The organism is Clostridioides sp. ZZV15-6383 (assembly GCF_020657735.1).
Classification (GTDB): domain Bacteria; phylum Bacillota; class Clostridia; order Peptostreptococcales; family Peptostreptococcaceae; genus Clostridioides; species Clostridioides difficile_D.
In genome coordinates, this window is sequence record NZ_JAGWCV010000010.1 from 1 (window position 1) to 24,208 (window position 24,208).

Consider the following 24,208-nt stretch of genomic DNA (forward strand, 5'->3'; position numbering starts at 1 on the left):
TGATTGCCCATTTTAAAGTACTTAGGGTTTAACCTTATACCATCTAACCAATTTTTTCTACTTTCGTAACTTTCACACTTAGGTTTATTTCATCCTTATGTTTTAGTTTGGTTAGCTTTAGGGGTTTCCAGCAATTCAAGTAGTATTGGATAGGTTCTATCCTATCTCTACATATAGGTTTCCCTATATGCTGACTATTTTAGCTACTAACTCATGACTAAAGTCACGAGTGTGCGTAGCTATTTTTTAATCAAAAAGATGATGATTTGCTGTTAGTCCTGGTAAAAAAATTAAGTTCTTTGCAAGCACACTATTGCTTTCTTTTATCCAATAATATATTTTTCCTCGTTCAGATAAGATATATTTTTCTTCCATAATGTTCACACTCCAAATTCTCACTTTTAAATTATTACACTAACGACTATGTTGACCAATCATAAATCAAAATATCAAATATTATCAAAATTCTAGTTATAAAACAGAACAAACGTTATTTTATTGGCTTTCCTATATGTTTATCTAATCTCCACTGTGGCACATTGTCATCCTCTCCCCAATATTCATCAATAGAAATAATCTTATCATCTTCAAGATTAATAAATGAAACGACATGAAATGATAGTGGTTTATTTACTGCATAAACATGTGTCACTGTAATTACTAAATTTCCAAATTCTAGCACCTTTTCTACTTTACCATCCCATTTATCAGGATACTCACAATTTGCAATGATAAATTCTTCTAAAGTAAAATGCTCATTTGTATCATGCCAATTAATATAAGCATCTTCATGAAAATATTTTCTTATCTTAACAGCATCTTGTGCCAAAGTGTCATTCCAAAAACTATATACATTCATTTACATTTCTCCTCTACAAATTCTAATTTATATGGCTATTGTATAACTATTCAATATCACTAGCAACTAAAATCACCAGTAACTTATTTTTTACACTTCATCTGCTAATTGTGATTCTACGGATTTTACTGTACCCGTAACAGAATTGATAAGTTCTACTTTTGTGTTATGCTCATATTCCTTTAATGGGCAGGGATTAGCACCTGTATTTCTTTGTATTTAAATTCAGTAAACAAGTAGTAAACTACTTAATATAGATTTAGTAAAATATATTATATAAGTTTAGCAAAGTATCTGATATAGATTATTCTGTTAGTAAAATTATACACCTAATTCAAAATTAAGTTTACCTTGTTCTATCCCATTAACAATAATAGTAATCGAGTGGATACCTGGATAATGTCTCCTTACACTTACATCTGCAAATGAGTGCTTTTTCATGTATAACTTTTTCTCATTTTCTTTTAATGAAACTTCCGATATTTTAAATATCTTCCTATTCCTTTTTCCACTGGATTTCACATAATCAATTCCGTATTCAAGCCTTATTTTTGTCGCTTTTTTTGCCAAAATCTTAAATGAAAAAGTTAAATCATCTCCAATAGAAATAGACGTTGTTTCTAAGGTAAAGTCTTGAATATTTGTCGAAGTAGTATCATCATATCCAAAAAGAGCCAATACCTCACGATTACCTTTTTTTAGTAGAGTTCTGCAACCATGCTTTACAATCCAGTTGGTAGATTTGTTTTTACCATACCAATCTTTTGCTATATTTGTAACTAAATCTGGATGTGTTTTTGAAATATCGTTTAGATTATTAGCAACACTCTTTTGTACATATGTCGATGTATCTGTTTTAACTTCCTCTAATATAGGCAAAACAGGTGTAGGGTCTTTTTTAAATTTGGCTATTGCTTTTCCCCATGGCAACTGAGGACGACAGCCTTCACTTGCAAGTCTTCGTACATGTTCGTTTTTATGCTTAGACCATTCACGCATCTGTGCCATCATACGCTCTTCATCTTTTATGATAAATGCTCTCACAGCAAATTCAGAAGACCAATATTCAGTATTTCTTTCTAATGTACTTATAGATAAATCCCAATTTACGTCATCCTGACCATAAACTTCAACAAAATCTGGAAAGAAAAAAGCAAATGGAAAACCCCTGACTGATTTTTCAAGAATAGAAAGAGCTTCCTTGTAGTCTTTTGGTAAATACATTCCCAAATTCGTACTTATTTTTCGACATCTGGCTTTTAACTCTAAATTATTCCAGGTTTCATCCATTGTCGAGTTTATGAACTCGTCCACTTGAAATGAACTGTAAACTGATTGGATAGCTAATGCAGCCTTACGAAGTGACTCGTGATTAAACATGTTTTTTAGTAAATCTGGCATATAAAAATCTCTCCTTTTGTGTTTGATTTATTAATCATATATCAGATGACACGACAACAGTGTGTCATATTGCTAAATCTTTCTAATAAAATACAGTAATCTTATCTTTGTTTTTTATATATAATTATTTTCCCATATTAAGATTGCTAATTTATACTTATCTTTATAAAGTCATTTATCATAACTATATTGTCTTTTATTTCTATACATTGCCAACTTATATTTATCCTTATAAATTTTAATATTCTATGTTAGTTAAGTATGATTTATTTAAAATATACTTTTCAGTTTGTATACATTCGTTACATTTTTTCCAATATCTCATTATTAATTATTTTTCCAATATCCTATTATTAACTATAATAGCTTTTGCCAATGATTAAGTTAACTTCCCTGCTTATATAATTTTCTTATTAATAGTAAAGAATATAGATATTATCATATTTTTTCTACAAAAATCATACTATTAATATCTGATTAAATAATCCTATTAACAAACTACTTGTTATTTTATCCATTCACTTGTATCATTGGATTATAACACCTTAAGAAAGGAGATATTGTATGATTTCACAAAATGATATTGATATACTTACACACAGTTTGCCTTTTTGGGATGAACTCACTGACTTGCAAAAAGACTTATTAATCTCTTCAGCAAACATCTCCCATTATAAAAAAGGAAATCCAATACATTGTGGTGATAGTGACTGTATTGGTATCTTGATTATAAAGTCTGGAACAATACGAACATACATACTCTCAGATGAAGGTCGTGAGGTTACACTCTTCCGTCTTGATAATGGAGATGTATGTATTTTATCAGCTTCTTGTATTCTAAAAACAATAACTTTTGATGTCTATATAGATGCTGAAACAGACTGCGATATTATACAGATTAGTTCGTCTGTTTTTGCAAAATTATCTACAGAAAATGTTCATGCAGAGTTATTTTCATATAGATTAGCTACTGAACGTTTTTCTGATGTTATGTGGGCAATGCAACAAATTCTCTTTATGAGTTTTGATAAGCGTTTGGCATCTTTTTTAATTGATGAGATAGCTAAAAATGGCAGTAGTACTATAAATATGACTCATGAGCAAATTGCTAAGTATATGGGTAGTGCTAGAGAGGTTGTATCAAGAATGTTAAAGTATTTTGCTAGGGAAGGCATTGTGTCTTTATCTCGTGGTGGAATAAAAGTATTGGATAAAGATAAACTTCGTTCTTTGACAGTATAAGAGGCTGTACACCTATCCTTATTTATTTTACTTTATTAACTTAGAATAATTTTATAGATAAAATGTTTCCTTATTTTTTAAAATTTAATGTAATAATTATTAATCATTTCAAGTTAATAAAACCTAAAGTTTTTAGCAGTACAGTTCTATTTGTTAGCAAATTAATTTAACATTTTACTCAGTACATTATGCTAACATATAATCTAACTGTACTGAGTAAATATCTCGTTTCATCATATGAATCTCCTTTTTATACTCTAATACTTATAGTTGAATTTTAAAATACACTATATAAAACAATTATACTATATTTATATAGATAAAGTATAACCGTTTCATATAGTGTACTTATATAGACCTAGTAAGATAGAAAATAAATCATCAAAAAGAAGTATAAACAAGTTTATTTCACACAAACTCTATCTATACAGACTTACTCTTTGCCTTACATATCATCTGGGTCATAGTACCCATAGGGCAATAAACACACCATGAACGAGGTTTAAACAACATCATAGTAATCAATCCAAGAACAGTTGATGTAAGCATAACACTATAAAAACCAAATGCAAACTGTACCACCCAAGGTGAAACTAAAGTCCCATGATATGCCCATTGCCAAGGCATTTTTATAGTCCACAACAAAGTCACTACTTCTTTAAAATTTCTACTTCCTTCAAATACTAAATAAGTTGAAAAAAGCATGTTGGCAAACATCACCATAAAAAATGTCAAAAAACCATATCTAAACCACTTACTTCTAATAAATTTAGGAATATCTTTATTTCTTGACAGCTTTAATTTATTTCCAAGCAAATTAAACAGTTGCCCTCTTCCACAATACTTATTACAATACGCTTTATTTCCCTTGACAATAGAAATAATTATTGGAACAAAGAAACAAATTAATCCAATCCAAGCGAAAATAATATTTCCAAATCCCAATATCAAATATATTGAAGAAAAAATCCATAAATAGTCATACCAATGTTTTTTATTATTCATGACACTTACCTTCTTCCTCTTTTAATATTGTTATAATCTCAATTACAGATGCTGGACATATCTTTTTACAAATACCACACCCAACACATAAGTCTATATCAATTTTTGCACTAGTTCCATAGGGAACTGAAATAGCACCCCTTGGACATGCTTTTATACAGCTTCCACAAGCTACACACTCATTTTCTAAAATATTTGCATACTTCTTTTTTTTATTAGACATAATAACCTCCCTATATTATTAATCTATAAGAATTATATCAGGATACTTACTTTTTATCTGTGACTTAATCACATAAAATTTCAATATTAAAAATCACACTCTAGATACAGAGAAATTTCAAATAAAAAACGATATGAAGTCATTAAATTTAACTTCATATCGCCTTCTCTTTTGTGTATTTATATAAATATTTATTATCTAATATTTAATATATCTATAATATTTTCTTATACAGCTCTATAATTTTATATATAATCGTATTCTACTAATCACAGGTTAGACCCATCTAAAACTATAACTTTATTCACAATCTTATTTTATTAATCACAAATTAAACTCATATAGAAGTTTATCTTTATTTACACCTTACTCTATTAATCACAAGTTAAACTCATATAGAAGTTTATCTTTATTTACACCTTACTCTATTAATCACAAGTTAAGCTCATATAGAAGTTTATCTTTATTCACAATCTTACTCTATTAATCACAATTTAAACCTATTATAATTTTAACTTTATTCACAATCTTACTCTATTAATCACAATTTAAACCTATTATAATCTTAACTTTATTCACAATCTTACTCTATTAGTCACAATTTAAATCTATTATAATCTTAACTTTATTCACATATTGCATCATTAATCACGTATCAAGATTTTATAGTAAGCTTTAACTAAACACATGACTTTACCTTATTAGTATAGTTTAATCTATTAAATTCTTATATAATCTTAACTAAACACACAACTTTACATTATTAATTATAACCTAATCTTTTACATACTCATAATCTTATACACAGTCTTACCTTATTAACCACACATTTAGCTCATATATACCCTCAATTTTATTCACAAAATCATGCTGTTAGTCACACCTATACTCCTCTATAATCTTAAACTTATACACAACTTTAATCTACTGACCACAATTTTATTTCAACTATAATAACTTCTATTTCATAAATATATCATACTTGTATTATCCAAAAAATATCTATTTTTTTCTAACAATATGCCTGACATTAATAACACTCATATCAAACATTCTCGCTAACTCCATATAATTTTTTCCATTAAATAATTTAATCATAAGCTCATTTCTAGCCTCTTTTAAAGCCCCTTCCAATGTCTTAATATAAAAATATGTTCCCCCACTTTGTTGACACAATTCAAGGTATTCCAATAAACTGTACTTATGTAACTCCTTTGGAATACTTACCTCTATCTTGTGCTCTTCAAGTAATTCTATAATTTTTGTTAATTCCAACATATTTTCACCTCATATTTTATAATCTATTTGCTATTTCTTGACTTTTAATAAGCTTGTTATTACTATTTTATTGACCTAATAATTTAGTTCTTGAAAATGTAACTTATCCCCAAAGTAACAAAAATGCTTATGCCTAGTCTGTCCATCTCTACACTTCGCAACTATTAAATCAACCATCTTAATTCCCCTGTATTCTGATGCTCTAACTGCCTCCTCACTTTCTCCAATATCCTTCACTGCTTCTTCATAATCACTCCCTTTTAATTGATGTATATAAACCACATTGTTGCTATCGTGGTAGATGGCTTTGCTATCCCTCATAGGTCTATCTCCATAAGGTCTTGAATCTTTCATTTCATCATTTAACTGACTTAATTGAATTACGGGTATATTAAAATCTAAAGTCATATTTTTAAGTTCTCTTGAAAAAGTAGCTACCTCCCTTTCTCTTTTATCCATACTTTTCTGAGATGTAAGGAGTTGCACATAATCTACTATTAATAAATCTGGCTTTACCTGCCTTATCCTCTTTCTAATTGCACTAATTGTAGCTATCTTATCATTGATATAAATTAAGTTATTTTCACTTAAATCACCTATTGCATTTACAATAAGTTTCCAATCATTTTCATTTATCTCTTTAGATTTCATATTCCTTGTACTTACACCAGTTACTCTGCATATATTTCTCATAAATACTTGCTCGCTGGTCATTTCTCTACTTATAAATAAAGTCTTTTTACCTTGTTTAAATGAATTTAACATTATTTGAAGTGCCAAAGCAGTCTTCCCAACCCCTGATTTAGCTGCTATTGTAGTTAGCTCCCCTTTAAAAAGACCTCCTATAGTAGTATCAAGTAATTTTATACCAAATTTAAATCCAATATCTTTTTTATTTTCTAAAAAATCGAGTACCTTTCCTGCTATACTATTTACATCGTCATCTTCATCAGTATCCTTATCCAAAATCTGTTTTATATTACTTTCAAACTTGTAAATACAAGTATCGATATTTTCTCCAAGGTTTAGACTGTGTAAAAGGTTTTGGCAGTTTTGATTTATGCTTCTTCTAGCTAAATTTTCTTTTAAAATTTTAATATGACCATCAAGCCCAAAATTCTGACCCCAAGTAATTATACTAGTCACATCACTCGTTTTTATTAACAGAGATTTTTTATCTATCTTTGATTTCACAGTAGCCACATCAATTACTATATTTTCTTTTTTAAGTTCTTTCATAATTTTAAATATCTCAAGACATATATCATTCATAAACATATTTTCATTTAATTCATCTAGCTTATAGCTTAATTTATTGTCTAAAAGAATTGTGCCTAAAATAGACATTTCTATTTCAACATCTTTTGATTTACCCATATAAATTAATCTCTCTTTCCTCATAAGTTTTTGTATTTTGATTTTTAAATACATTATCAATTATAAATACATTATTTGTTATGATTCACTATTAATTATGACTATATTATTCGTCATGATATACTACGAATTATTAATATACTACGAATTATTAATATACTATTTATTCTGATACATTGTTTATTATGATTCACTACTAGTTATCGATATATTGTTTTACATAATTTACCACATGATAGTAATATCTTATTTGATATAATTCACTACCAATTATTAATATATCGTTCACTATAATTTACTACCCGATAGTAATATCTTATTTAATATAACTTACTATCAATTATTGATATATCGTTCACTATAATTCACTACTAGTTATTGATATATCATTTGCTATAGTTCACCATTTGCTATTAATATCTTATTTATCATAAATACATTCTTAGACTAATTAAATTTCACATATCGGATTCCAATATCTTACATTTTCATATTTTTTTCTCTCACGCATACTGTCATCATACGTTGTATAATCAGAATGTATATAATTACTACTATCATTACTAGTGCCTTCTTTACACTGGTGAACATTACTTTGACTTTTCATAGATATATTTTCATTTACATAGGATTCAAACTTATAGCTAAATAAGGTTTCTGGTCTTATATACATTTCCATTATGGTATTTTTCCACTTAGCCACTTTTACCTCAATAACTTTGTAGAAATCTTCTAAGACATAGCCCTCCTTTAGCCTCTCATTGATAAGTTTTATACTTATTGGAGAATTGATTTTAAAATTCTTACCTGATTTTTTATTTAGCATATTTATGATACTTTGCTGTATATTTTTTTTATTAAATTTATTTAAGGATTCTTTTTTCTTTGTTACAGATTTAGTCCCTTTTTGCATGTAATGAGTATGATTAAAATCATTCTTTTTATTTGTCATACCTGTATCATTAGACAATTTACTATTGCTCAATTTCGTAGCATTTTTAGTTTGATTATTTTCTATACCATTATTCGTTCTTTTATATATGTCATTGTATGTATCATTAAAGTTTAGATTTATTGACTCTGATTGCGAATTAGAATTTTCTCCTCTTGATTTTCTTACATCAAAAGATTCATTGATGTATTTTTTGATAGTGTTAACATTTGAAATGGATTTATTTTTTATTGATTTGATAGACGGAAATCTTCTTACAAGCCCTCATAAATGTTTATGACACCATGAGAAAATGGCTAAAAATCAAGGTTTTCCGCATATCTTCATTTATCTTGCCGTATCTCCGTACAAGGTGTTTTTGTAAGACCGGGCACCATTTTAGCACCACAAAATAAAGGAGGACGACATGAATAACGTACTTTTAGACAAGGGTATTATAACCCCGTCCGGCGAAATCAGCAAGGATAAGATAAACCTTGTCGCCGGGGCAATCACGCAGCCATTCGCAGAAATGGTATGGGTAACGACGGGCGGCGACATGGAAACCGTAAACCGCCTGACGGACGTACTCGTTACCATGAACACCCCCGCCGACCGGGGCAAGCTGTTCAAAATCATTAAGCTGCTTTACGGGCTTATGGGCTTGCGCTTCACCGAGGAAGCCGAGCCGATGGACGCAGACCCCGACGTTTTGGAATATTTCATCTTTTCCTTTACGGCAGACTTTGGCGAAGTCATGCAGGACATTATCGCTGATGAAAAAGAATAACGACCCGCACAGGCGGCGTTTCTCAATCCCCACAGGGGAGAAAAGGAACGCCGCTTTTTTCATGCCCTCACGTTACGCAGTAGAGCCAATAGAAGCCTTGTATCATGCGGCTTTGCGGGCGCGGTTTTGACAAGGCAAGGGAAATATACCTTTTCCCTCAAAATCGCGCTTCTACCGCGTAACAAATCCACAGCAAAGGAGTGATGAAGCTATGGCAGTTTTCCGCGTGGAGCGAAACAAGGGCTATACCGTAATGAGCAACCACCACTTACGCAATAAGGAGCTGACCCTAAAGGCGAAAGGGCTTTTGTCGCAAATGCTGTCCTTGCCGGAGGATTGGGACTATACCCTTGCGGGGCTATCCCACATCAACCGGGAGAAAATCGACGCTATCCGCGAAGCGGTACGGGAGCTTGAACGAGCCGGGTATATTGTCCGCAGCCGGGAGCGCGACGAGAAAGGACGCTTGCGCGGCGCGGTACTGCCCTTTATCCTTTGCCGCCCGGTATGCGTCATAGGCGGGCTTTGTCTTTTGGTATGTGGTAATGTTCTTGATAAGTACCGCCATATCCGCAAGCCGCTTTTCCGCGCCTTTGAGCGCGTCGGCGGTCTGTTCGTTTGCCGCCCCGATTTCCGCTATCTTGGCGGTCAAATCGGCGTACTGCTCTATCTGATGTTCCGTTAAGAAATTAAGCGTCTTTGCCGCCTGTTTTAGATTGTGGATTTTCGCCCATTGCTCATAGCCCCGGCTCTCTTGTGCCTTGATACTGTTTTGAATGTCAATGACAAGGGAGATACCGCCGCGCTCCTGTTTCGGGGCTTTGGTGGTGCGGGTGCGCTTGCCGCTTATCCGTTCCGTTAAGGCTTCCTCTGTATAGTCCGCGCCGAGCGTCTTTAGGCGGGTAAAGCGTTCCTGCCCCGGTGCGCGGCACGATATGTATTTTCCCTGCTTTATCTCATAACCCGCCGTTTGCAGCAGCGTTAGCAATTCCTCAAAGGTAGACGCTTGGGGAATAAGTGTATCAACGGCGATTTTGAGCTTGCCTTTCCAACTCGTACCCGTCCTTTCAGCCTGGTACTCCGCATAACTTTTTCCCTTGCTGCCCTTACCGGGAACGACGACGGATAAGCCATGTTCCCGGCACAGCTTGTCGCTGATGTTCCGTATACCGTAATAGGTGCGCTTATTGGAATTATACTTATGGTGGTCTACGAAGTTGACGGCGCAGAAAAGCACATGATTATGGATATGCCCCTTGTCTATGTGCGTCGTCAGGACGTATTCATACTGCCCCTTTGTTACAGCGTCGGCAAGCTGCCGCCCGATTTCATGGGCGGTCTGATAATCCACTTCCCCCGGCTCAAAGGATTGCATGAGGTGGTGGGCGAGGTTGTTTCCCTTATCCAACGCTTGCGACAAAGTAAATCCGAACTCAATATCTGCCGTTTCAGCGGAGCAGCCAAAAGAGGACACAAGCATTTTTCCGTCCGTCTTGTCCGGGTTTTGGATATAGTCAAGGGCTTTACTCAACGTGCTTTTAATAGGCTTAATCTTTGTAACCGCCATATCTCATTCAGCACCCCCTTGATTTCCTCTATGTCCTCTTGGTAGACGCTGCCCGTCGAATTAACGCGCCGCGCTATCTGATTGACGTTGACCCCGATTTTCTGTATTTCCGCTGTCATTGCCTTTATGTCGCTATGGTCTACCTGTATGATATACCCGTCTATTGCGATTTTACGCAGATATGCCGCCATGTTCCGGGTGGGTATGAGCTTCATTTTTTCAAGGATTAAATCGCGTTCATCTTCTGTAACGCGAAACTTGATTTGCACCGTCCTTTTCCGTCCGTCCATGCTCTGACGCTCCTTTCCATTTTTAGAGGGTTTGGGACACTTTCCAACAAGCCATTTTCAACCGACGCGCCGCAGCGCGGGAGGGCGAAAATACGGAAGTGGGTACCCGCTTCCTATGCTTGCTACGAAACTTTCTCCCTTACTCCTACTACAACGGAATTTCCATTTTGCCAAAGCAAGACAAAAGAAAAACGCTGCAATCCTCATTCAAGACTGCAACGCTCTTTCCTGCCTATTCAGTTTTCTTGTTCGACTTCTGCAATCTCTTTCGCCGTTGCGGTTACAATACGTATGCCCTTATCGCTCATACCGTCAAGCAGCGTGTCGAGCTGCCGCCGCCCGGTGCTTTTCCCGGCTGTCTTGTCCGGGAAAAAGAATTGGTCTACGGATATGCTGTAACGGGTTACAAGCTCATAAAAGATTTGCAGGCTCGGCTGTTGTCCTTTGTTCTCAATGTTCGCAAGGTAGCGCGGGGAAATGTTCATCTCATCGCTTACTTTCTTGCGGCTCTCATTCCTGCCCGTCCGAGCTTCTTTTATCGCTTGCCCGAAAGCTGCAAAGTCATATAGTGGTACTGGTCTTTTTGCCATATCAATTCACCCTCTTATATTGTATAGTTCCTATTGTCCGCAGGATATGTCTACACAATTCATAGGGTTAGCCAAAATAGAACACATTATTATTGGTTTCCCATTTTGGATATTTGTCACTTTTCTTTGATAGGGATTGACAAAATCTCTGAAATGAATATAATAGTCTATATATACTGAATAATTATTTTCGGTTATTTAAGGAGAGGAACAATATGCCAAAAATATTTAGTGAGCATGAACGCTCTGCAATTCAAGCGTCAATGTTGGAGGTTGGCGCAGAGCTTCTAAAGCGTAAAGGTATCAAACAAGTATCTGTTGAGGATATTGCCAAAGGGGTTCACATTGCAAAAGGTACATTTTATTCCTTTTACCATTCAAGGGAAGAATTGCTTTGGGATGTTATACAATTTGAGGAGCAACACATTGTTGATGAAATTTTATTTATTGCTTCTCAAGATTTCGATTTAAGGACAAAAGTTCGCAAAATTTTATATGAGGTATATTTGAAAGATGACAGTATCGTTTTTTATTTGCCAGAAATGGATATTTCATATATTATGCGAAAACTGCCGCCAGAAGTTTCGCGTTCAGTAGAGAAGCGCACAATAGATATTAACAGGACAATTCTTGCTGCTTGTGATATTGACGCAAGTGATGAAAATATTGAAATTTTAACCGGAATGTTAAATGCCTTACAATTTGCTTGTACAAATCAAATTCCTAAATCAAAATCAGCCAAAAGAGCGGTGCTGGATATTTTGGTGGAAGCAATTATAAATTACTTTTGTAAAGATAAACCCGTAACCTCCTTGAAAAGCGGGATATAAATATGGTTGTAAAATTGGACAAAAAAAGATTGTTTGGCGATAAGTGTTATTCAAAAGACTTTAATCTTATCATTTTAGGACAGACCATATCTATTTTAGGCTCGTCACTTCTGCGGTTTGCCCTATCTCTTTATGTGTTGGATATAACAGGACGTGCGGATTTGTTTGCCACCATATTCGCAATCTCCAATATCCCACGCATGCTAATGCCGATTGGAGGGGCAATCGCAGACCGCTTTAATCGGCGTAACTTAATGGTAATTTATGATTTCAGCAGCAGTTTCATTGTTGTTCTCTTATTCCTGCTGATGTCAACGGGAAATCCCTCTATTATTGTAATTGGAGCAGTTATGATTTCACTTTCTATCATAAGTTCCATGTATACCCCGGCAGTGAGCGCAAGCGTTCCTTTGCTGATACAAGAAAACAAAATAGAAAGCGCAAACGGGATAGTTACGGCTGTTCAAGCATTATCTGATGTTACCGCTCCCGTTATAGGAGGACTTTTCTATCACATGATGGGCGTTAATGCACTTGTTATCATCAGTGGTATTGCATTCTCTTTATCCGCAGTCATGGAGATTTTTATCAAGATACCGTTTATAAAACGGCAGCAGAAATGGAATATCATAAAAACAATTTTTACCGATATGAAAGAGGGTTTTGTCTATGCGATAAAGGAGCCATTTATTCTCAAAGCTATGATATTGGCGGCATTGATTAACCTTATTCTATCCCCTGTTATCTTTGTCGGAACTCCCATTATTTTGCGAGTGACAATGCAAAGCACAGACGTTATGTACGGCGTAGGTATGGGCTTAATAAATTTTGCCGCTATTTTAGGGGCACTGACAATCGGCTTTTTTACAAAGTCGCTCAAAATGAAATTAACATACCGTTGGCTCATTGCTACCGCTCTATTGTTAGTACCCGTTGCCTTATCACTTATGCCGTTCGTTGTAAACTTCGGCTATTATCCCGCTTTTTCGCTTTTCATGTTCGGGGTGATACCAATTTCTTTTATACTGACTTTGCTGTCCATCTTTGTTATCAGTAAAGTGCAGAAAAAAACATCAAATGAAAATTTGGGTAAAGTAATGGCAATTATTATGGCCGTAGCTCATTGCACAACACCGATAGGACAAGTTGTATATGGTAATATACTTGAATCATTTCAAACGCAGACCTATTTACCTATATTGCTAATATCTTTTACCTTGTTAGCTCTGGCATTTGTTGCATACCGTGTTTTGAAAAATGACGAGGAATAGACAGTTTGTAAACAGGATGTATATAAAATTAAGAACAATACTTTTGAAATAAAAGGAGGCAACAGTTATGTTTTGGAGAGCAAAAAGCGGAAGTGTCGGCATTGACGATACAGATATGGACTATATCTCTTTTGGAAAAGGAAACGACATTTTAATCATACTTCCCGGATTGGGTGATGGATTAACCACAGTTAAAGGAATGGCTATACCTATGGCTATGATATATCGTTTGTATGCAAAAGATTACAAAGTATATATTTTCAGCAGAAAAAATCATTTAAATGAGGGCTATTCTACAAGAGATATGGCGAAAGACCAGGCAACAGCCATGAAAATTCTTGGTATCACTAAAGCAAAAGTTTTAGGCGTTTCTCAAGGCGGAATGATAGCCCAATATCTTGCGATTGATTATCCTGATTTAGTCGATAAGCTGGTACTAACAGTTACGTTATCGAAGCAGAATAGCGGCGTACAAGCAGTTATCACAAATATGATTAAGTTGGCAGAACAAGGAAATCACAAAGGTCTAATGATTGACACAGCCGAAAAGTCTTATTCGGAGAATTACTTGAAAAAATATCGTTTGCTTTATCCCTTACTTGGGAGAATAGGCAAGCCCAAAAGTTATAATCGGTTTCTTATACAGGCGACCTCTTGCGTTCAACATAACACATACGAAAAATTAGGTAATATTGTATGCCCTACTTTGGTAATTGGGGGAGATGACGATAAAATTGTTGGTGTAGCTGCTTCTATTGAATTAGCCGATAAGATTAAGGATAGCGAATTGTTCATCTACAAAGGTCTTGGACACGCCGTGTATGAGGAAGCAAAAGACTTTAATAAGCGTGTTATAAGTTTTCTAAACAGGTAATTAGAATGATGAAATTAGAATGGCTTCGCTGCCCTATTTGCGGGAATAAAACCAGAAATCGAATACGAGAAGATACAATTTTACTTAACTATCCCTTGTTTTGTCCAAAGTGCAAACAGGAAACATTAATAAACATACAACAATTCAATATGTCAGTTATCAAAGAGCCAGACGCAAAGACGCAGAGCCGATAACCTATGAGAATGTTCCTCATGGTTATCGGCTCTTTTCTTTTCAGATAACTGCTTCTACTATGCGATTGCTGACAAATTGCAACAGATAAAACCGTTGCTTGTCGGTATGGACACACCCGAACAAAACAGCGGCGGTTTTGAATAATCAAAGCCGCCGTTTTCCTTTTTCAAAATTGGATTTACGGAGGGTGTATTAAGGTCGCCCTTTTTTAAGGATATGGCGGTATCAAGGAGGTATCGCTATGTCCGTTTTTACTTTATCTAATCTTTTCAACAGTCTACGCTCAAAAAAAGCTATACCCCGCCGTTGGGATATTTCGCCCATGAGTATGAACTATCAAATCATCTAAATACTTCTGATAATTCCTTTGCGTCTGTCCGCGTTTTGCGGACGGGCGCATTTTGCGTTTTTGGGGGATTTTTTCAAAAAAGTTTTGCCGCCATTCGGCGTTTGAAAAAATCGCCTGTATTATCACGCGAAAAGGGGAGGTACTACCTACCTTTCGGCACGAAAGGAGGTGAGAACATGGAACCTAATCGCATGGAGTTTCAGAAGCAATGTATCTTTCAAAGTTTCTGTAAACGGGTGCTGCATAACGAAGCCTGCAACGCCCATGATGAAATCCGGCGGCACAGAGCAAAGGAGGTAACTTTTCCGACCTTGCCTTGCATGAGGAACGGCAGCTTTACACCCTTGACAAGTATTTTCAAGGGGAAGAAGCCGAACCGGGCTATCAACAGGCAGGAAAGAAAATCACGCCGAAGCTGCTGCTTGACGCAATCCGCACGTTGCCGGAGGAAAAGAGAAAAGCTATCATGCTGTACTATTTTGAGGGCTTGACCGACGTTGAGATTGGAAAGCTATTCGACACGTCGCGCAGCACAATACAGTACAGACGGACAAGCTCTTTTGAACATCTAAAAAGATACTTGGAGGAACACGCTGATGAATGGAACGAATGGTAAACAAACCGACTGCCCGGAAATCGCCCTTGTTCCTTATCCTGTCATTGTGGCAGCGACAAAGGGCGACCCGGACGCTATGAAAATTGTCTTGCAGCATTTCAGCGGCTACATAGCCAGTCTTTCTATGCGAAAGCTCTACGACGAGCGCGGCAACGCCTATTTCGGCGTGGACGAGGATATTCGCCAAAGGCTGCAAGCAAAGCTGATGAGGGCAATCCTCACATTTCGGGCTGAATAACTGCACCCGATAGCGAAACGTCTTAACCCCTTTTCCGTTTCGCGTCAATCCGCAGCAGCCCCGTAAGCACCTTGTCAAAGAAAGCGACGCAAGATAACGGCGACGCAGTATAGGGCAAATCGGGTACGTCCTTTTTGCGCCGAGCCATACGGCGGGTGCGCCATGACGCTTTTCCCCTACGGGGAAAAGCCGAGCGACCAACACCAACGCCGGGAAGCAAGTTAGCAGCTTGTGGGCGACGACACGCATTGAGGGTAGACAAGCCTTTACAGCCACAGTCCGAGCGTTCAGAGCGTCGCAGGCAATGGGTAAAGCTGCCTTAAATGAGCAGGGGTGAAACTCCCGCGAGGTTGTGCTAACAGCCGCCCGATTAAAGCCTTTTTTCGTAATTGACCTTTTAGCCATTTTACGAAAGGGGGTATTCCTATGGCAAAAAAGGAAATGACAAGCCCCGCTATCCCCGTATTCCCTATGTTAAAGACCGTTGAGCAAATGAGCAGGATTAGCGGCATTGGGGAAAACAAATTGCGCGAGCTTATGGATAGCGGCGAGCTTGAATATATACAGAATGGAAACCGCCGTTTGATTGCTGACGCTGCTATTTGGGATTGGTACCACAGAGCAAAGCGAAAAGCAAATCCTCCGGCAGGACAGGGAGGTTAAGCTATGGCGGTATCAACAAGGCAAGTCAAAAATAAACGAGACAGCAACGGCGTACTGACCGGGCGACCCGGTACAGTTTACGACGTGAATATAAAGTACACCGCCCCGGACGGGAAAAAGAAATCCTATGCAAAAAAGGGCTTTGCCACCAGAAAGGAAGCGATACAGCATGAAGCCGAAGTAAAAACGAAGCTCCAAAATCCGGGGCAAATCGCTTCAATCACTTCACAGCGGAAACAGACCGTTGCAAGCTACCTTAACGATTGGGTGGAGGGCTACGCCAGAGTGAACTTGCGCCCCTCAACCTATGACGGGTACAAAAGGACGATTGCAAACTATATCAATCCATATATCGGCGGTGTTGCCCTCAATCAACTTACCCCCGCTATGGTAGACAAGATGTTTCAGCAGATTATCGACAAGGGCTTGAAACCGTCCACCGCAGCCGGGGCAAAGCGTGTTTTGAGCGTGGCGTTGAGCCATGCCCGAAAATACCGTTACATTGAAACCAACGCGGCAAAGGACACGCTTACGAAGTTTGGAAAGAGCGACAAGACGCCCGACCCTTACACGCCGGAACAGGTGAAAGACCTCATGCAGCGCGTAGAGGGTACTGTTTGGGAAATGCCCGTTATTTTAGGCGGGCTTTACGGTATGCGCCGTTCTGAAATCTTGGGCTTGCGTTGGCGCAATGTTGACTTGGAAAACAACACCTTTGACGTTTCCGAACAGCTACCTTTTAAGGTGCCGCCGAAAACAAAAGTCATTGAGGAAATGGCACCGCCGAAATCCAACGGGCGAACGCTGCCTATCACAGAGCTTGCCCGCCCGTTCTTCCTCAAACAGTTTGCCATGCAGGAAACACAGCGCGAACAGGCAGAAAAGGACGAGAAACCTTACTATGACAACGACCTTGTTGTAGCGAAGCCGGACGGTGCGCCTATCGCCGCGTCGTGGGTATCTTCACAGTTTGGCAAGCTGCTTGAAGATTTAGAGTTGCCGCATATCCGTTTCCATGATTTACGCCATACGGCGGCTACGAATATGCACCAACTGACGGGCGACTTCTACACCGTAGGCGAAGTGTTGGGACACACGCTTGCGGGTATCGGCGTATCGCTTGGGCTGTCTATGAACTTTGAAGCTGTTACCGCCCGTTATGTGGACGTGCGGCTTGAACGCAAAAAAGAAGTCCTGGACGCTTATCATGGGGCTGTCAAACAGGCTGACCCGGCAAAGGCAAAGGAAGCCGAGCCGAAAAAAGCAAAAAGCGCGGCAAAGAAAAAGAGCAGTGAAATGGAGCTTTAACCGCCTTATCTCTTTACTGCTTCTTGCAGCCTTTTATAACCCCTCGTGGGATTTGGGCACCATTTGGGCACCATTCACCGAAAAAGCACCACCAACACAGGCGATAATAGAAACGCCGAGAACGCGCAAAAACGTAGTGTTTATGCGGGTTTCCGGCGTTTTCTAATCCCTCAACCGACCTAAAATCATCTTGTGCGAGAGAGAAATATTCTACTATTTTTTATAGTACCTCTGTTATGGAAATTGTTATAACTACGTTCTACGTCATAATTATCATTAGACAAATGCTCATTACTACGATACTCAAGTTCTACATTCATATCGCAATCAAATGAATTATCTTTACTATTACAACCAAACTCTACATCACTACTGTTATCAACAAATTCACCTTTATCTACACAATCAAGCTCTATATCATTACCAACAGAATCTCTATTACCTACACAATCAAGCTCTATATCATTACCAACAGAATCTCTATTATCTACACAATCAAGCTTTATATCATTACCAACATAATCTCTATTACCTACACAATCAAGCTCTATACACTTGCTATCATCAAATAAACTTCCATTAAACTCTATACTTACATAACTATATACAGAACGATTACCTTTTACGCCCTTAGATACCAATCTTATTATCCCTAAATCCAAAAACTCTCTTACAAGCCTGCTTATAGTAGAAATAGAAAGTTGTAAATCTGTGGCAGCTCTCCTCACTGCCATATAAAATTGTCCTCTTGGCAGAGTCCCTTGGAGTCTTTGTACATTTTCCTTTCTCATTATATAATGATTAAATCTTATTTTGTTAATATCATTTCTTATGTCAAAGCCCAATACCACTGAATTCAATTTATAAAATCCATTATTCATATCTATTTCCCCCATTTCTACTAATAATTGCTAATAACTCGATAGTTATTATTTTTATATAAACAACACAATAGTTTAAATATAAATATATATTTATTTTAATCTTTTCTAATTTAACAGCTAATTCCTTAAAATATCTATTTATATTCTTAATTTTATAAATATATTATGTCATATTAATTTATATTTCTTTATTTATATAGTTTATTTATTGTTTTTTCCCCTTTATACAAGCAATTGTATCATTTTATCTATTTTTTAGCTAACAAATATTTTCGACTATTTTTTTGTATTCTCAATATATCTCCAGTATCTAACAAATTCTTTTATAGAATATACAATGTATTTAAATTAATAAGTAATAAATTTAGTTAATTTGTCTGAAAAAACTTTACAAAACGTCTTTTCTACTTTTACACTTACATTTTATAAGACACTTTGCATTATGTTTATATACTATTTTCATTGAGTATTCGCTTAATATTACTTACACACATACAATATCTAACAGCCAATTCATTGTAGTTGACTCCATTAAACTGTTTTACTATTTCTCTATTTCTAGCATATCTAAAAATCCCCTTATATGTAGGTATATAAGTATTTGTCCCTCCATACATCTTAGTGACTTCTATAAACTTATCAATCCCCACTATTTCTACCATTGCATGAAACTGAACTGGTATATCTTCCAATTTTATTTTCATAAACTACACTCCCCTTTTAAATTTTTTTACAACCTTAACAAAGTTTTTATTTAATGAATTATTTACTAAACTATCTTTATGAGGGTATTACAAAATGAACTTTCCCAATATAGATTTTTTTAGTCTTATAACTGTATTAAATTTAATAAAATTTTTCATAACCTAATAACTTTGTTAGCTTTAATAAAGATTTTAATGCTTTAAAGGTAAAATGTTAATATTGGACTTTTAACTTTTTTATTTACAGATTAAATTTAATAATTTTTTTAACATAAACTTTAACACCTAACATTTAACTCTATACATATAAAACCCTACTCAAAAATAGCTCAACTAACATGAAAATACACAAACACTGTTTTTAAATACTAAAAACATATTTCCATAAATAACTTATAAGTTACCTCATTATACACATATGAAAATTTTTTCTATAAAAATTTACACAAAAAATCTTAAGAAATTATGGTTTAACTCCGATATTATCTTAGATGATAGTATTATAGTTAACAAAGAAAGTCGACAAATCTTTGAAATTAAATTTTTAGGAGGTAATTTTATGGCAGTTGTTTCAACAAAAAATTTATCTAGTATAAAACTAAAATTGGATGCTGGTTTTGATGATAAGGGTAAGGCGGTTATTAAAAGTAAGTCATTCGCAAATGTAAAGGCAGAAGCATTGAATGATGATGTTTATGCTGTTGCAGAGGCAATAGCAAGTCTTCAAGAAAATCCTATTGTAGATATTTTAAAATTAGATAGTACATCTCTATCTAAATAATAACTTTTGAATATAGTCTACTTCAAAAATAAGAAATCTACTCTTTATATAAAGTGTTAAATTATATAATGACTCAATGTGCTATAGATTTTATATGTTATAACTTCAATATTAAGTGATAAATTCAATATAGTTTATAAATTCAATATTATAGCTTTGATACATTGATACTTTAAAGATTAATATGTCAAATATATTTCAACTTACACATGTTAGCTATTGCAAGTGCTGTCACACTCAATTTAAGCTAACTGAAATAATATCAAGGCATTTACTATACTAACAACAATTAAAATCAACAAATTGATAGCAACAATTAATATTAACAATTTAAAATATAAATTATTATATCGGAGGTAACTGTATGGAGATTAAGAAAAAATTAGTCATGAGTTTTAAAAATGTAAAGGATAAGCAAGTTTCTTTTTCTATAGAAAATCCAAAAGATAACTTAACTGAAGAAAATATAAAATCTGTTATGGATTTGATAGTATCTAAAAATATTTTTTCAGTTGGAGGATTCGACCTTGCTTCTGCTGTTGAAGCTAAGGTTGTAGAAACAAATACCACTCCTTACGACTTAGTTATAGAATAGGAGGCTAATTTCATGGATGATAGTTTACAACTGTTAATAACCAATGTTGGTTTTCCCATAGCTCTATCTATGTATTTATTGGTTAGAATCGAGGGTAAATTAAACACTTTATCTAACAGTATTGATACACTATCCAAAAATATTTTGGTATTTAAGAAGTAAATTTGACAATCTATGTAAATCATAAAATAGGTCTATTTGTAAAATAATTAGATATATTCTATGAAAAATACTAGGATATTTGGATTATATTTCCAAATATCCATAGTATTTTTTGAATTTTATCACCTCAAATTTGAATTTCACTGTTTAATTTTTGAATTTCACTATACATAATTTGAAATTTAGAACGCATCTAGTTGGACTCAATAAGATATAATGCTATTCTAATGACAGTAATAAAATGAGATGACGTTGTTACATAAAAAATATTAGAGAAAAGCTAAACATTTAATAAAAATCTAAAGTAATTTATTAATATCACTAATTGTACATTTATTGACCTATTTAATAATCAAAATAAAATAATATAATTCAATAGTAAATACTAACTAATTATATTTAATTTATAAATAGATAGTCAAAATACAAAAAATAACATATTATAACAAATAATGACTAATGTTAAATGAAAACTTAATACATAAGAAGCAAACGATTAGATAAATTAAAATTCTATTATAAAACGAAAGGATAGTAAAAAAATGCAACTATATAACACCCCTTTTAATACAAATAAACACTTAACCTATTTCTTTATATTTACTCTATTACTTAACTGGATATTCAGTCTTACACCTGTATTATTTGGAATTACAGGCACTATACTTGGAGAAATCATATTTTATCTTGCATATACGTCACCAGCTATTGTAGGTCTACTTTTTATCTCTACAGTCTACCCACAAAGTGCAAAACAGGATTTCATTTATAGATACCTAAGCTTTAGAGAAATGGGCATAAAATGGCCATTATTAACAATATTATTTTTTGCTTTAACTTTTATTGTTTCTTTAACAATAGGAAATTACTTTAATATAAAAACTTCTGATATAGATTGGGTACATATAGCAATGTATAAACCCTCTCAAATAGCTTTTATTTTATTCGCAAGTTTTATATCAAGTATACTTAGTCAAGAATTTGGATGGAGAGGATATGCTATTGATAAATTGTTAGTCAGATTTGGATTTACAGGTTCTTCAATTATTTTAGGGCTTGTTTGTGGAGTTTGGTACTTAGGGTCATATTTTACACCTAATCAAATACCATATAATTTAGCACAATATTCTCTATTTGACGCATTTTTATTTATACCAAACATTGTACTTTTAAACTTTATCATTAACTTTGTATATATCAATACAAATAGAAGTATTTTAGCAGCTGGATTTACTCATATGATGTACTTCTTCTTCAATGTTCAATTGATTTTACACTACCCTATTAAATTATGTGTAATAGCTCAATATGTACAAATAATATTTGGTTTGATATTTCTTGCATATATAATTTCTTCTAATAAATTTAAACAGAAGGTAAACTCTGAAATTGAGCAGATAAAGTCAGATAATTTTGAATTTGAGCTAGAATATTAATTTTAATATGGGCCATAAAATTTAAAATAATCTGTAATTTGATACAACTATGAATCAAATGCAGTTTACTCTCCATAGTTTATAGTAATAACTGTAATATAAACGTACTTCCCTAAATGCTTGAAGTATACAAAAACAAAATATATACTGATTATAAGCGAAAAGGAGGTTATATTTTAATGTTTAAAATTGGAGAAGTTTCAAAATTGACACAGGTTTCTATTCGTATGTTACGTTATTATGATGAACTCGGTATTCTAAAACCTGCAGAAATAGATAAATATACAGGTCATCGGCTATACTCGGTTGAACAAATTTCAACTTTACAAAGAATTGTCTTATTGAGAGATTCAAAATTTAGTGTTTCAGAAATAGCAAATATCATACATAATTGGGATGATGAATTTGTAATTAAAGAATTAAATCGAAAAAAGAATGAAATACAAAATGAAATAAAACAAGAACAACAGAGAATAAATAAAATTGATAAGCTTATAGAAGCCATAAACTGTGATAAAAATGAGATTCATTACAATGTTGTCTTTAAGAAGATTCCAAGTTATAAAATCATATCACTTAGAGAAATAATACCAGACTACTACTCTGAAGGCATCCTCTGGGAGAAGTTATATGATTTTGTTAAAAAAGAACATATAGAAGTATCACGTCAATCCAACAATAATATAGCATTTTACCATGACGAAGAAGTTAGAGATAATGGTGTAGATATTGAAGTTGGAATTGTCGTAAAGAAGCTTGGAAAGAATAAGTCTGAATTTATATATCATGAGACAGAAGAAGTTGATATAATGGCATGCACTATGGTGTATGGTCCATATGAAAATATAGCTGGTGCATATGAGTCCTTTTGTTATTGGTTGGATAAAAATAGTGATTATAAAATGTCAGGTATAAATAGGCAAATTGGTCATAAAGGCGAGCATAATGAAACAAATCCTGAAAATTATCTTACAGAAATTCAGATACCTCTTATAAAGGTTTAATATATTTGTAACTAAATGTCTAAGTACCAACCACCCATTGACATCTTAAAATTTTCATGATAGTATCTAAACGTGTATTAAACACGTTTAATTTTTTATGAAGAAATTTTTGAGGGGAAAAATTATGAGAGTAGATTCAACAAAAGAACAACTAATTAATGCCACAATCCAGTTACTATCTTCACATAGAGATATTTCAAGTATTACAGCTAGAGAAATTGTAGCTAAAGCAAATGTAAATTTAGCTATGATTAATTATTATTTTAAATCTAAAGAAGAGTTGATTAATACTTCTATTAAAAAATTTTTAAAGCATCATATGAATGAATATAAGGCTACACACGATACTAAAAATTTAGCACCTAAACAGCAATTAAGGGAAATACTAATTGCATTTTTTGATTTTATAGGAGAATATAGTCAATTTATAAAGGTTTCTGTACCCTACATATTAATACAAGAAGAAATTGTTTATCCATTTGAAATACTACCTTTGGTTAAGGCTCATTATGAAAATCAGGACAATAAAAAAACTGAATCTGAATACAGGACTATTGCATATCAAATAACTTCATTTATTCAGTTACTTTTTCTTCGCTCTGATGCTTTTTTTAAGTATAGCGGTATTGATATTAAGAATGTTGAACAGAGAAATAGTTTAATAGACTTTCAATTAGATTTACTTTTATTAGATATTACAAAATAGTAATGTATTTATTTTTAATGTACATCTCTGTTATTCCCT

General features: G+C 34.2%; 26 protein-coding genes and 4 pseudogenes. 17 read left to right on the plus strand and 13 right to left on the minus strand.

Going from position 1 to position 24,208, the window contains the following annotated elements; all coding sequences use genetic code 11:
• Positions 1–246: 246 nt before the first annotated feature.
• From KGF42_RS19800 to KGF42_RS05675, 3 genes are all read right to left on the minus strand, one after another.
• Complete coding sequence (locus KGF42_RS19800; RefSeq protein WP_255643647.1) at positions 247–375, minus strand: hypothetical protein; 129 nt, start codon at positions 373–375, stop codon at positions 247–249.
• 115 nt (positions 376–490) lie between these two features.
• Positions 491–859: a nuclear transport factor 2 family protein gene (locus KGF42_RS05670; protein ID WP_054272565.1), complete on the minus strand. Its 369-nt coding sequence runs from the start codon at positions 857–859 to the stop codon at positions 491–493.
• Between the two features lie 321 nt (positions 860–1,180).
• Positions 1,181–2,239, minus strand: a complete 1,059-nt coding sequence (locus KGF42_RS05675; RefSeq protein WP_413926996.1) for a DNA alkylation repair protein — start codon at positions 2,237–2,239, stop codon at positions 1,181–1,183.
• Between the two features lie 585 nt (positions 2,240–2,824).
• Between KGF42_RS05675 and KGF42_RS05680 the strand changes: the two genes are divergently transcribed.
• A complete protein-coding gene (locus KGF42_RS05680) occupies positions 2,825–3,502 on the plus strand; it encodes a Crp/Fnr family transcriptional regulator (RefSeq protein ID WP_227823490.1) in 678 nt (225 codons plus the stop codon).
• Positions 3,503–3,925: 423 nt separating this feature from the next.
• Here KGF42_RS05680 and KGF42_RS05685 read toward each other — a convergent pair whose 3' ends face one another.
• From KGF42_RS05685 to KGF42_RS05705, 5 genes are all read right to left on the minus strand, one after another.
• Positions 3,926–4,507, minus strand: coding sequence for a 4Fe-4S binding protein (locus KGF42_RS05685; protein WP_227823489.1), 582 nt, complete (start codon positions 4,505–4,507; stop codon positions 3,926–3,928).
• Positions 4,500–4,730, minus strand: a complete 231-nt coding sequence (locus KGF42_RS05690; protein WP_107594627.1) for a 4Fe-4S dicluster domain-containing protein — start codon at positions 4,728–4,730, stop codon at positions 4,500–4,502. Before KGF42_RS05690 ends, KGF42_RS05685 begins: the two co-directional genes overlap by 8 nt.
• Before the next feature lie 1,002 nt (positions 4,731–5,732).
• The gene (locus KGF42_RS05695; protein WP_054272557.1) at positions 5,733–6,008 is read right to left on the minus strand and encodes a Mor transcription activator family protein; all 276 of its coding nucleotides are present in this window, start codon (positions 6,006–6,008) and stop codon (positions 5,733–5,735) included.
• A gap of 75 nt (positions 6,009–6,083) precedes the next feature.
• Entirely contained in the window at positions 6,084–7,385 is a 1,302-nt protein-coding gene (locus KGF42_RS05700) for a DnaB-like helicase C-terminal domain-containing protein (protein WP_227823522.1), read from the minus strand.
• A 451-nt stretch (positions 7,386–7,836) separates the two neighbouring features.
• Entirely contained in the window at positions 7,837–8,370 is a 534-nt protein-coding gene (locus KGF42_RS05705; protein ID WP_227825957.1) for a conserved phage C-terminal domain-containing protein, read from the minus strand.
• Between the two features lie 373 nt (positions 8,371–8,743).
• Between KGF42_RS05705 and KGF42_RS05710 the strand changes: the two genes are divergently transcribed.
• Together KGF42_RS05710 and KGF42_RS05715 are read left to right on the plus strand one after the other, a co-directional pair.
• Positions 8,744–9,106 (plus strand): hypothetical protein, encoded by a 363-nt coding sequence (locus KGF42_RS05710; protein ID WP_227822508.1) that lies wholly within the window; start codon positions 8,744–8,746, stop codon positions 9,104–9,106.
• 211 nt (positions 9,107–9,317) lie between these two features.
• Positions 9,318–9,584: pseudogene (locus tag KGF42_RS05715) on the plus strand (helix-turn-helix domain-containing protein); the annotation flags it as partial.
• Here the strand turns inward: KGF42_RS05715 and KGF42_RS05720 are convergent.
• The 3 genes and pseudogenes from KGF42_RS05720 to KGF42_RS05730 form a co-directional block, all read right to left on the minus strand.
• Positions 9,543–10,673, minus strand: a pseudogene (locus tag KGF42_RS05720) (relaxase/mobilization nuclease domain-containing protein); the annotation flags it as partial. The pseudogenes KGF42_RS05715 and KGF42_RS05720 overlap by 42 nt on opposite strands.
• Entirely contained in the window at positions 10,634–10,963 is a 330-nt protein-coding gene (locus KGF42_RS05725; RefSeq protein ID WP_227822509.1) for a plasmid mobilization protein, read from the minus strand. The gene KGF42_RS05725 and the pseudogene KGF42_RS05720, both read right to left, overlap by 40 nt.
• Before the next feature lie 236 nt (positions 10,964–11,199).
• Positions 11,200–11,553, minus strand: coding sequence for a helix-turn-helix transcriptional regulator (locus KGF42_RS05730; protein ID WP_227822510.1), 354 nt, complete (start codon positions 11,551–11,553; stop codon positions 11,200–11,202).
• Between the two features lie 215 nt (positions 11,554–11,768).
• On the opposite strand from KGF42_RS05730, the gene KGF42_RS05735 reads away from it, so the two are divergent.
• From KGF42_RS05735 to KGF42_RS05770, 8 genes and pseudogenes are all read left to right on the plus strand, one after another.
• Positions 11,769–12,383 carry a TetR/AcrR family transcriptional regulator gene (locus tag KGF42_RS05735; protein ID WP_227822511.1) on the plus strand — a complete coding sequence of 205 codons (615 nt, stop codon included), beginning with the start codon at positions 11,769–11,771 and terminating at the stop codon, positions 12,381–12,383.
• A 2-nt stretch (positions 12,384–12,385) separates the two neighbouring features.
• Positions 12,386–13,654, plus strand: coding sequence for an MFS transporter (locus KGF42_RS05740; RefSeq protein ID WP_227822512.1), 1,269 nt, complete (start codon positions 12,386–12,388; stop codon positions 13,652–13,654).
• Between the two features lie 67 nt (positions 13,655–13,721).
• Complete coding sequence (locus KGF42_RS05745) at positions 13,722–14,528, plus strand: alpha/beta fold hydrolase (protein WP_227825958.1); 807 nt, start codon at positions 13,722–13,724, stop codon at positions 14,526–14,528.
• A gap of 5 nt (positions 14,529–14,533) precedes the next feature.
• Entirely contained in the window at positions 14,534–14,722 is a 189-nt protein-coding gene (locus KGF42_RS05750) for a cysteine-rich KTR domain-containing protein (protein WP_054272211.1), read from the plus strand.
• Positions 14,723–15,248: 526 nt separating this feature from the next.
• Positions 15,249–15,688 (plus strand): annotated as a pseudogene (locus tag KGF42_RS05755) (RNA polymerase sigma factor).
• Positions 15,669–15,926, plus strand: coding sequence for a helix-turn-helix domain-containing protein (locus KGF42_RS05760; protein ID WP_054272213.1), 258 nt, complete (start codon positions 15,669–15,671; stop codon positions 15,924–15,926). The pseudogene KGF42_RS05755 and the gene KGF42_RS05760 overlap by 20 nt, the downstream one beginning before the upstream one ends.
• A gap of 426 nt (positions 15,927–16,352) precedes the next feature.
• Positions 16,353–16,589 (plus strand): helix-turn-helix domain-containing protein, encoded by a 237-nt coding sequence (locus tag KGF42_RS05765; protein WP_227823561.1) that lies wholly within the window; start codon positions 16,353–16,355, stop codon positions 16,587–16,589.
• A gap of 3 nt (positions 16,590–16,592) precedes the next feature.
• The gene (locus KGF42_RS05770; protein WP_227825959.1) at positions 16,593–17,897 is read left to right on the plus strand and encodes a tyrosine-type recombinase/integrase; all 1,305 of its coding nucleotides are present in this window, start codon (positions 16,593–16,595) and stop codon (positions 17,895–17,897) included.
• A 527-nt stretch (positions 17,898–18,424) separates the two neighbouring features.
• On the opposite strand, the pseudogene KGF42_RS20430 reads toward KGF42_RS05770, so the two are convergent.
• Together KGF42_RS20430 and KGF42_RS05780 are read right to left on the minus strand one after the other, a co-directional pair.
• Positions 18,425–18,778 (minus strand): annotated as a pseudogene (locus KGF42_RS20430) (hypothetical protein); the annotation flags it as partial.
• A 449-nt stretch (positions 18,779–19,227) separates the two neighbouring features.
• Positions 19,228–19,485, minus strand: coding sequence for a Mor transcription activator family protein (locus KGF42_RS05780; protein WP_107594624.1), 258 nt, complete (start codon positions 19,483–19,485; stop codon positions 19,228–19,230).
• Between the two features lie 559 nt (positions 19,486–20,044).
• Between KGF42_RS05780 and KGF42_RS05785 the strand changes: the two genes are divergently transcribed.
• The 6 genes from KGF42_RS05785 (at position 20,045) to KGF42_RS05810 (ending at position 24,169) form a co-directional block, all read left to right on the plus strand.
• Positions 20,045–20,266, plus strand: a complete 222-nt coding sequence (locus KGF42_RS05785; protein ID WP_054272553.1) for a DUF1659 domain-containing protein — start codon at positions 20,045–20,047, stop codon at positions 20,264–20,266.
• Positions 20,267–20,630: 364 nt separating this feature from the next.
• Complete coding sequence (locus KGF42_RS05790; RefSeq protein WP_054272552.1) at positions 20,631–20,861, plus strand: DUF2922 domain-containing protein; 231 nt, start codon at positions 20,631–20,633, stop codon at positions 20,859–20,861.
• Between the two features lie 12 nt (positions 20,862–20,873).
• Entirely contained in the window at positions 20,874–21,023 is a 150-nt protein-coding gene (locus tag KGF42_RS05795) for a YvrJ family protein (protein ID WP_054269141.1), read from the plus strand.
• A gap of 542 nt (positions 21,024–21,565) precedes the next feature.
• Complete coding sequence (locus KGF42_RS05800; protein WP_227823235.1) at positions 21,566–22,459, plus strand: type II CAAX prenyl endopeptidase Rce1 family protein; 894 nt, start codon at positions 21,566–21,568, stop codon at positions 22,457–22,459.
• A 179-nt stretch (positions 22,460–22,638) separates the two neighbouring features.
• Positions 22,639–23,463 carry a MerR family transcriptional regulator gene (locus tag KGF42_RS05805; RefSeq protein ID WP_227823234.1) on the plus strand — a complete coding sequence of 275 codons (825 nt, stop codon included), beginning with the start codon at positions 22,639–22,641 and terminating at the stop codon, positions 23,461–23,463.
• 124 nt (positions 23,464–23,587) lie between these two features.
• Positions 23,588–24,169 (plus strand): TetR/AcrR family transcriptional regulator, encoded by a 582-nt coding sequence (locus tag KGF42_RS05810; RefSeq protein ID WP_227823233.1) that lies wholly within the window; start codon positions 23,588–23,590, stop codon positions 24,167–24,169.
• Positions 24,170–24,208: the final 39 nt, after the last annotated feature.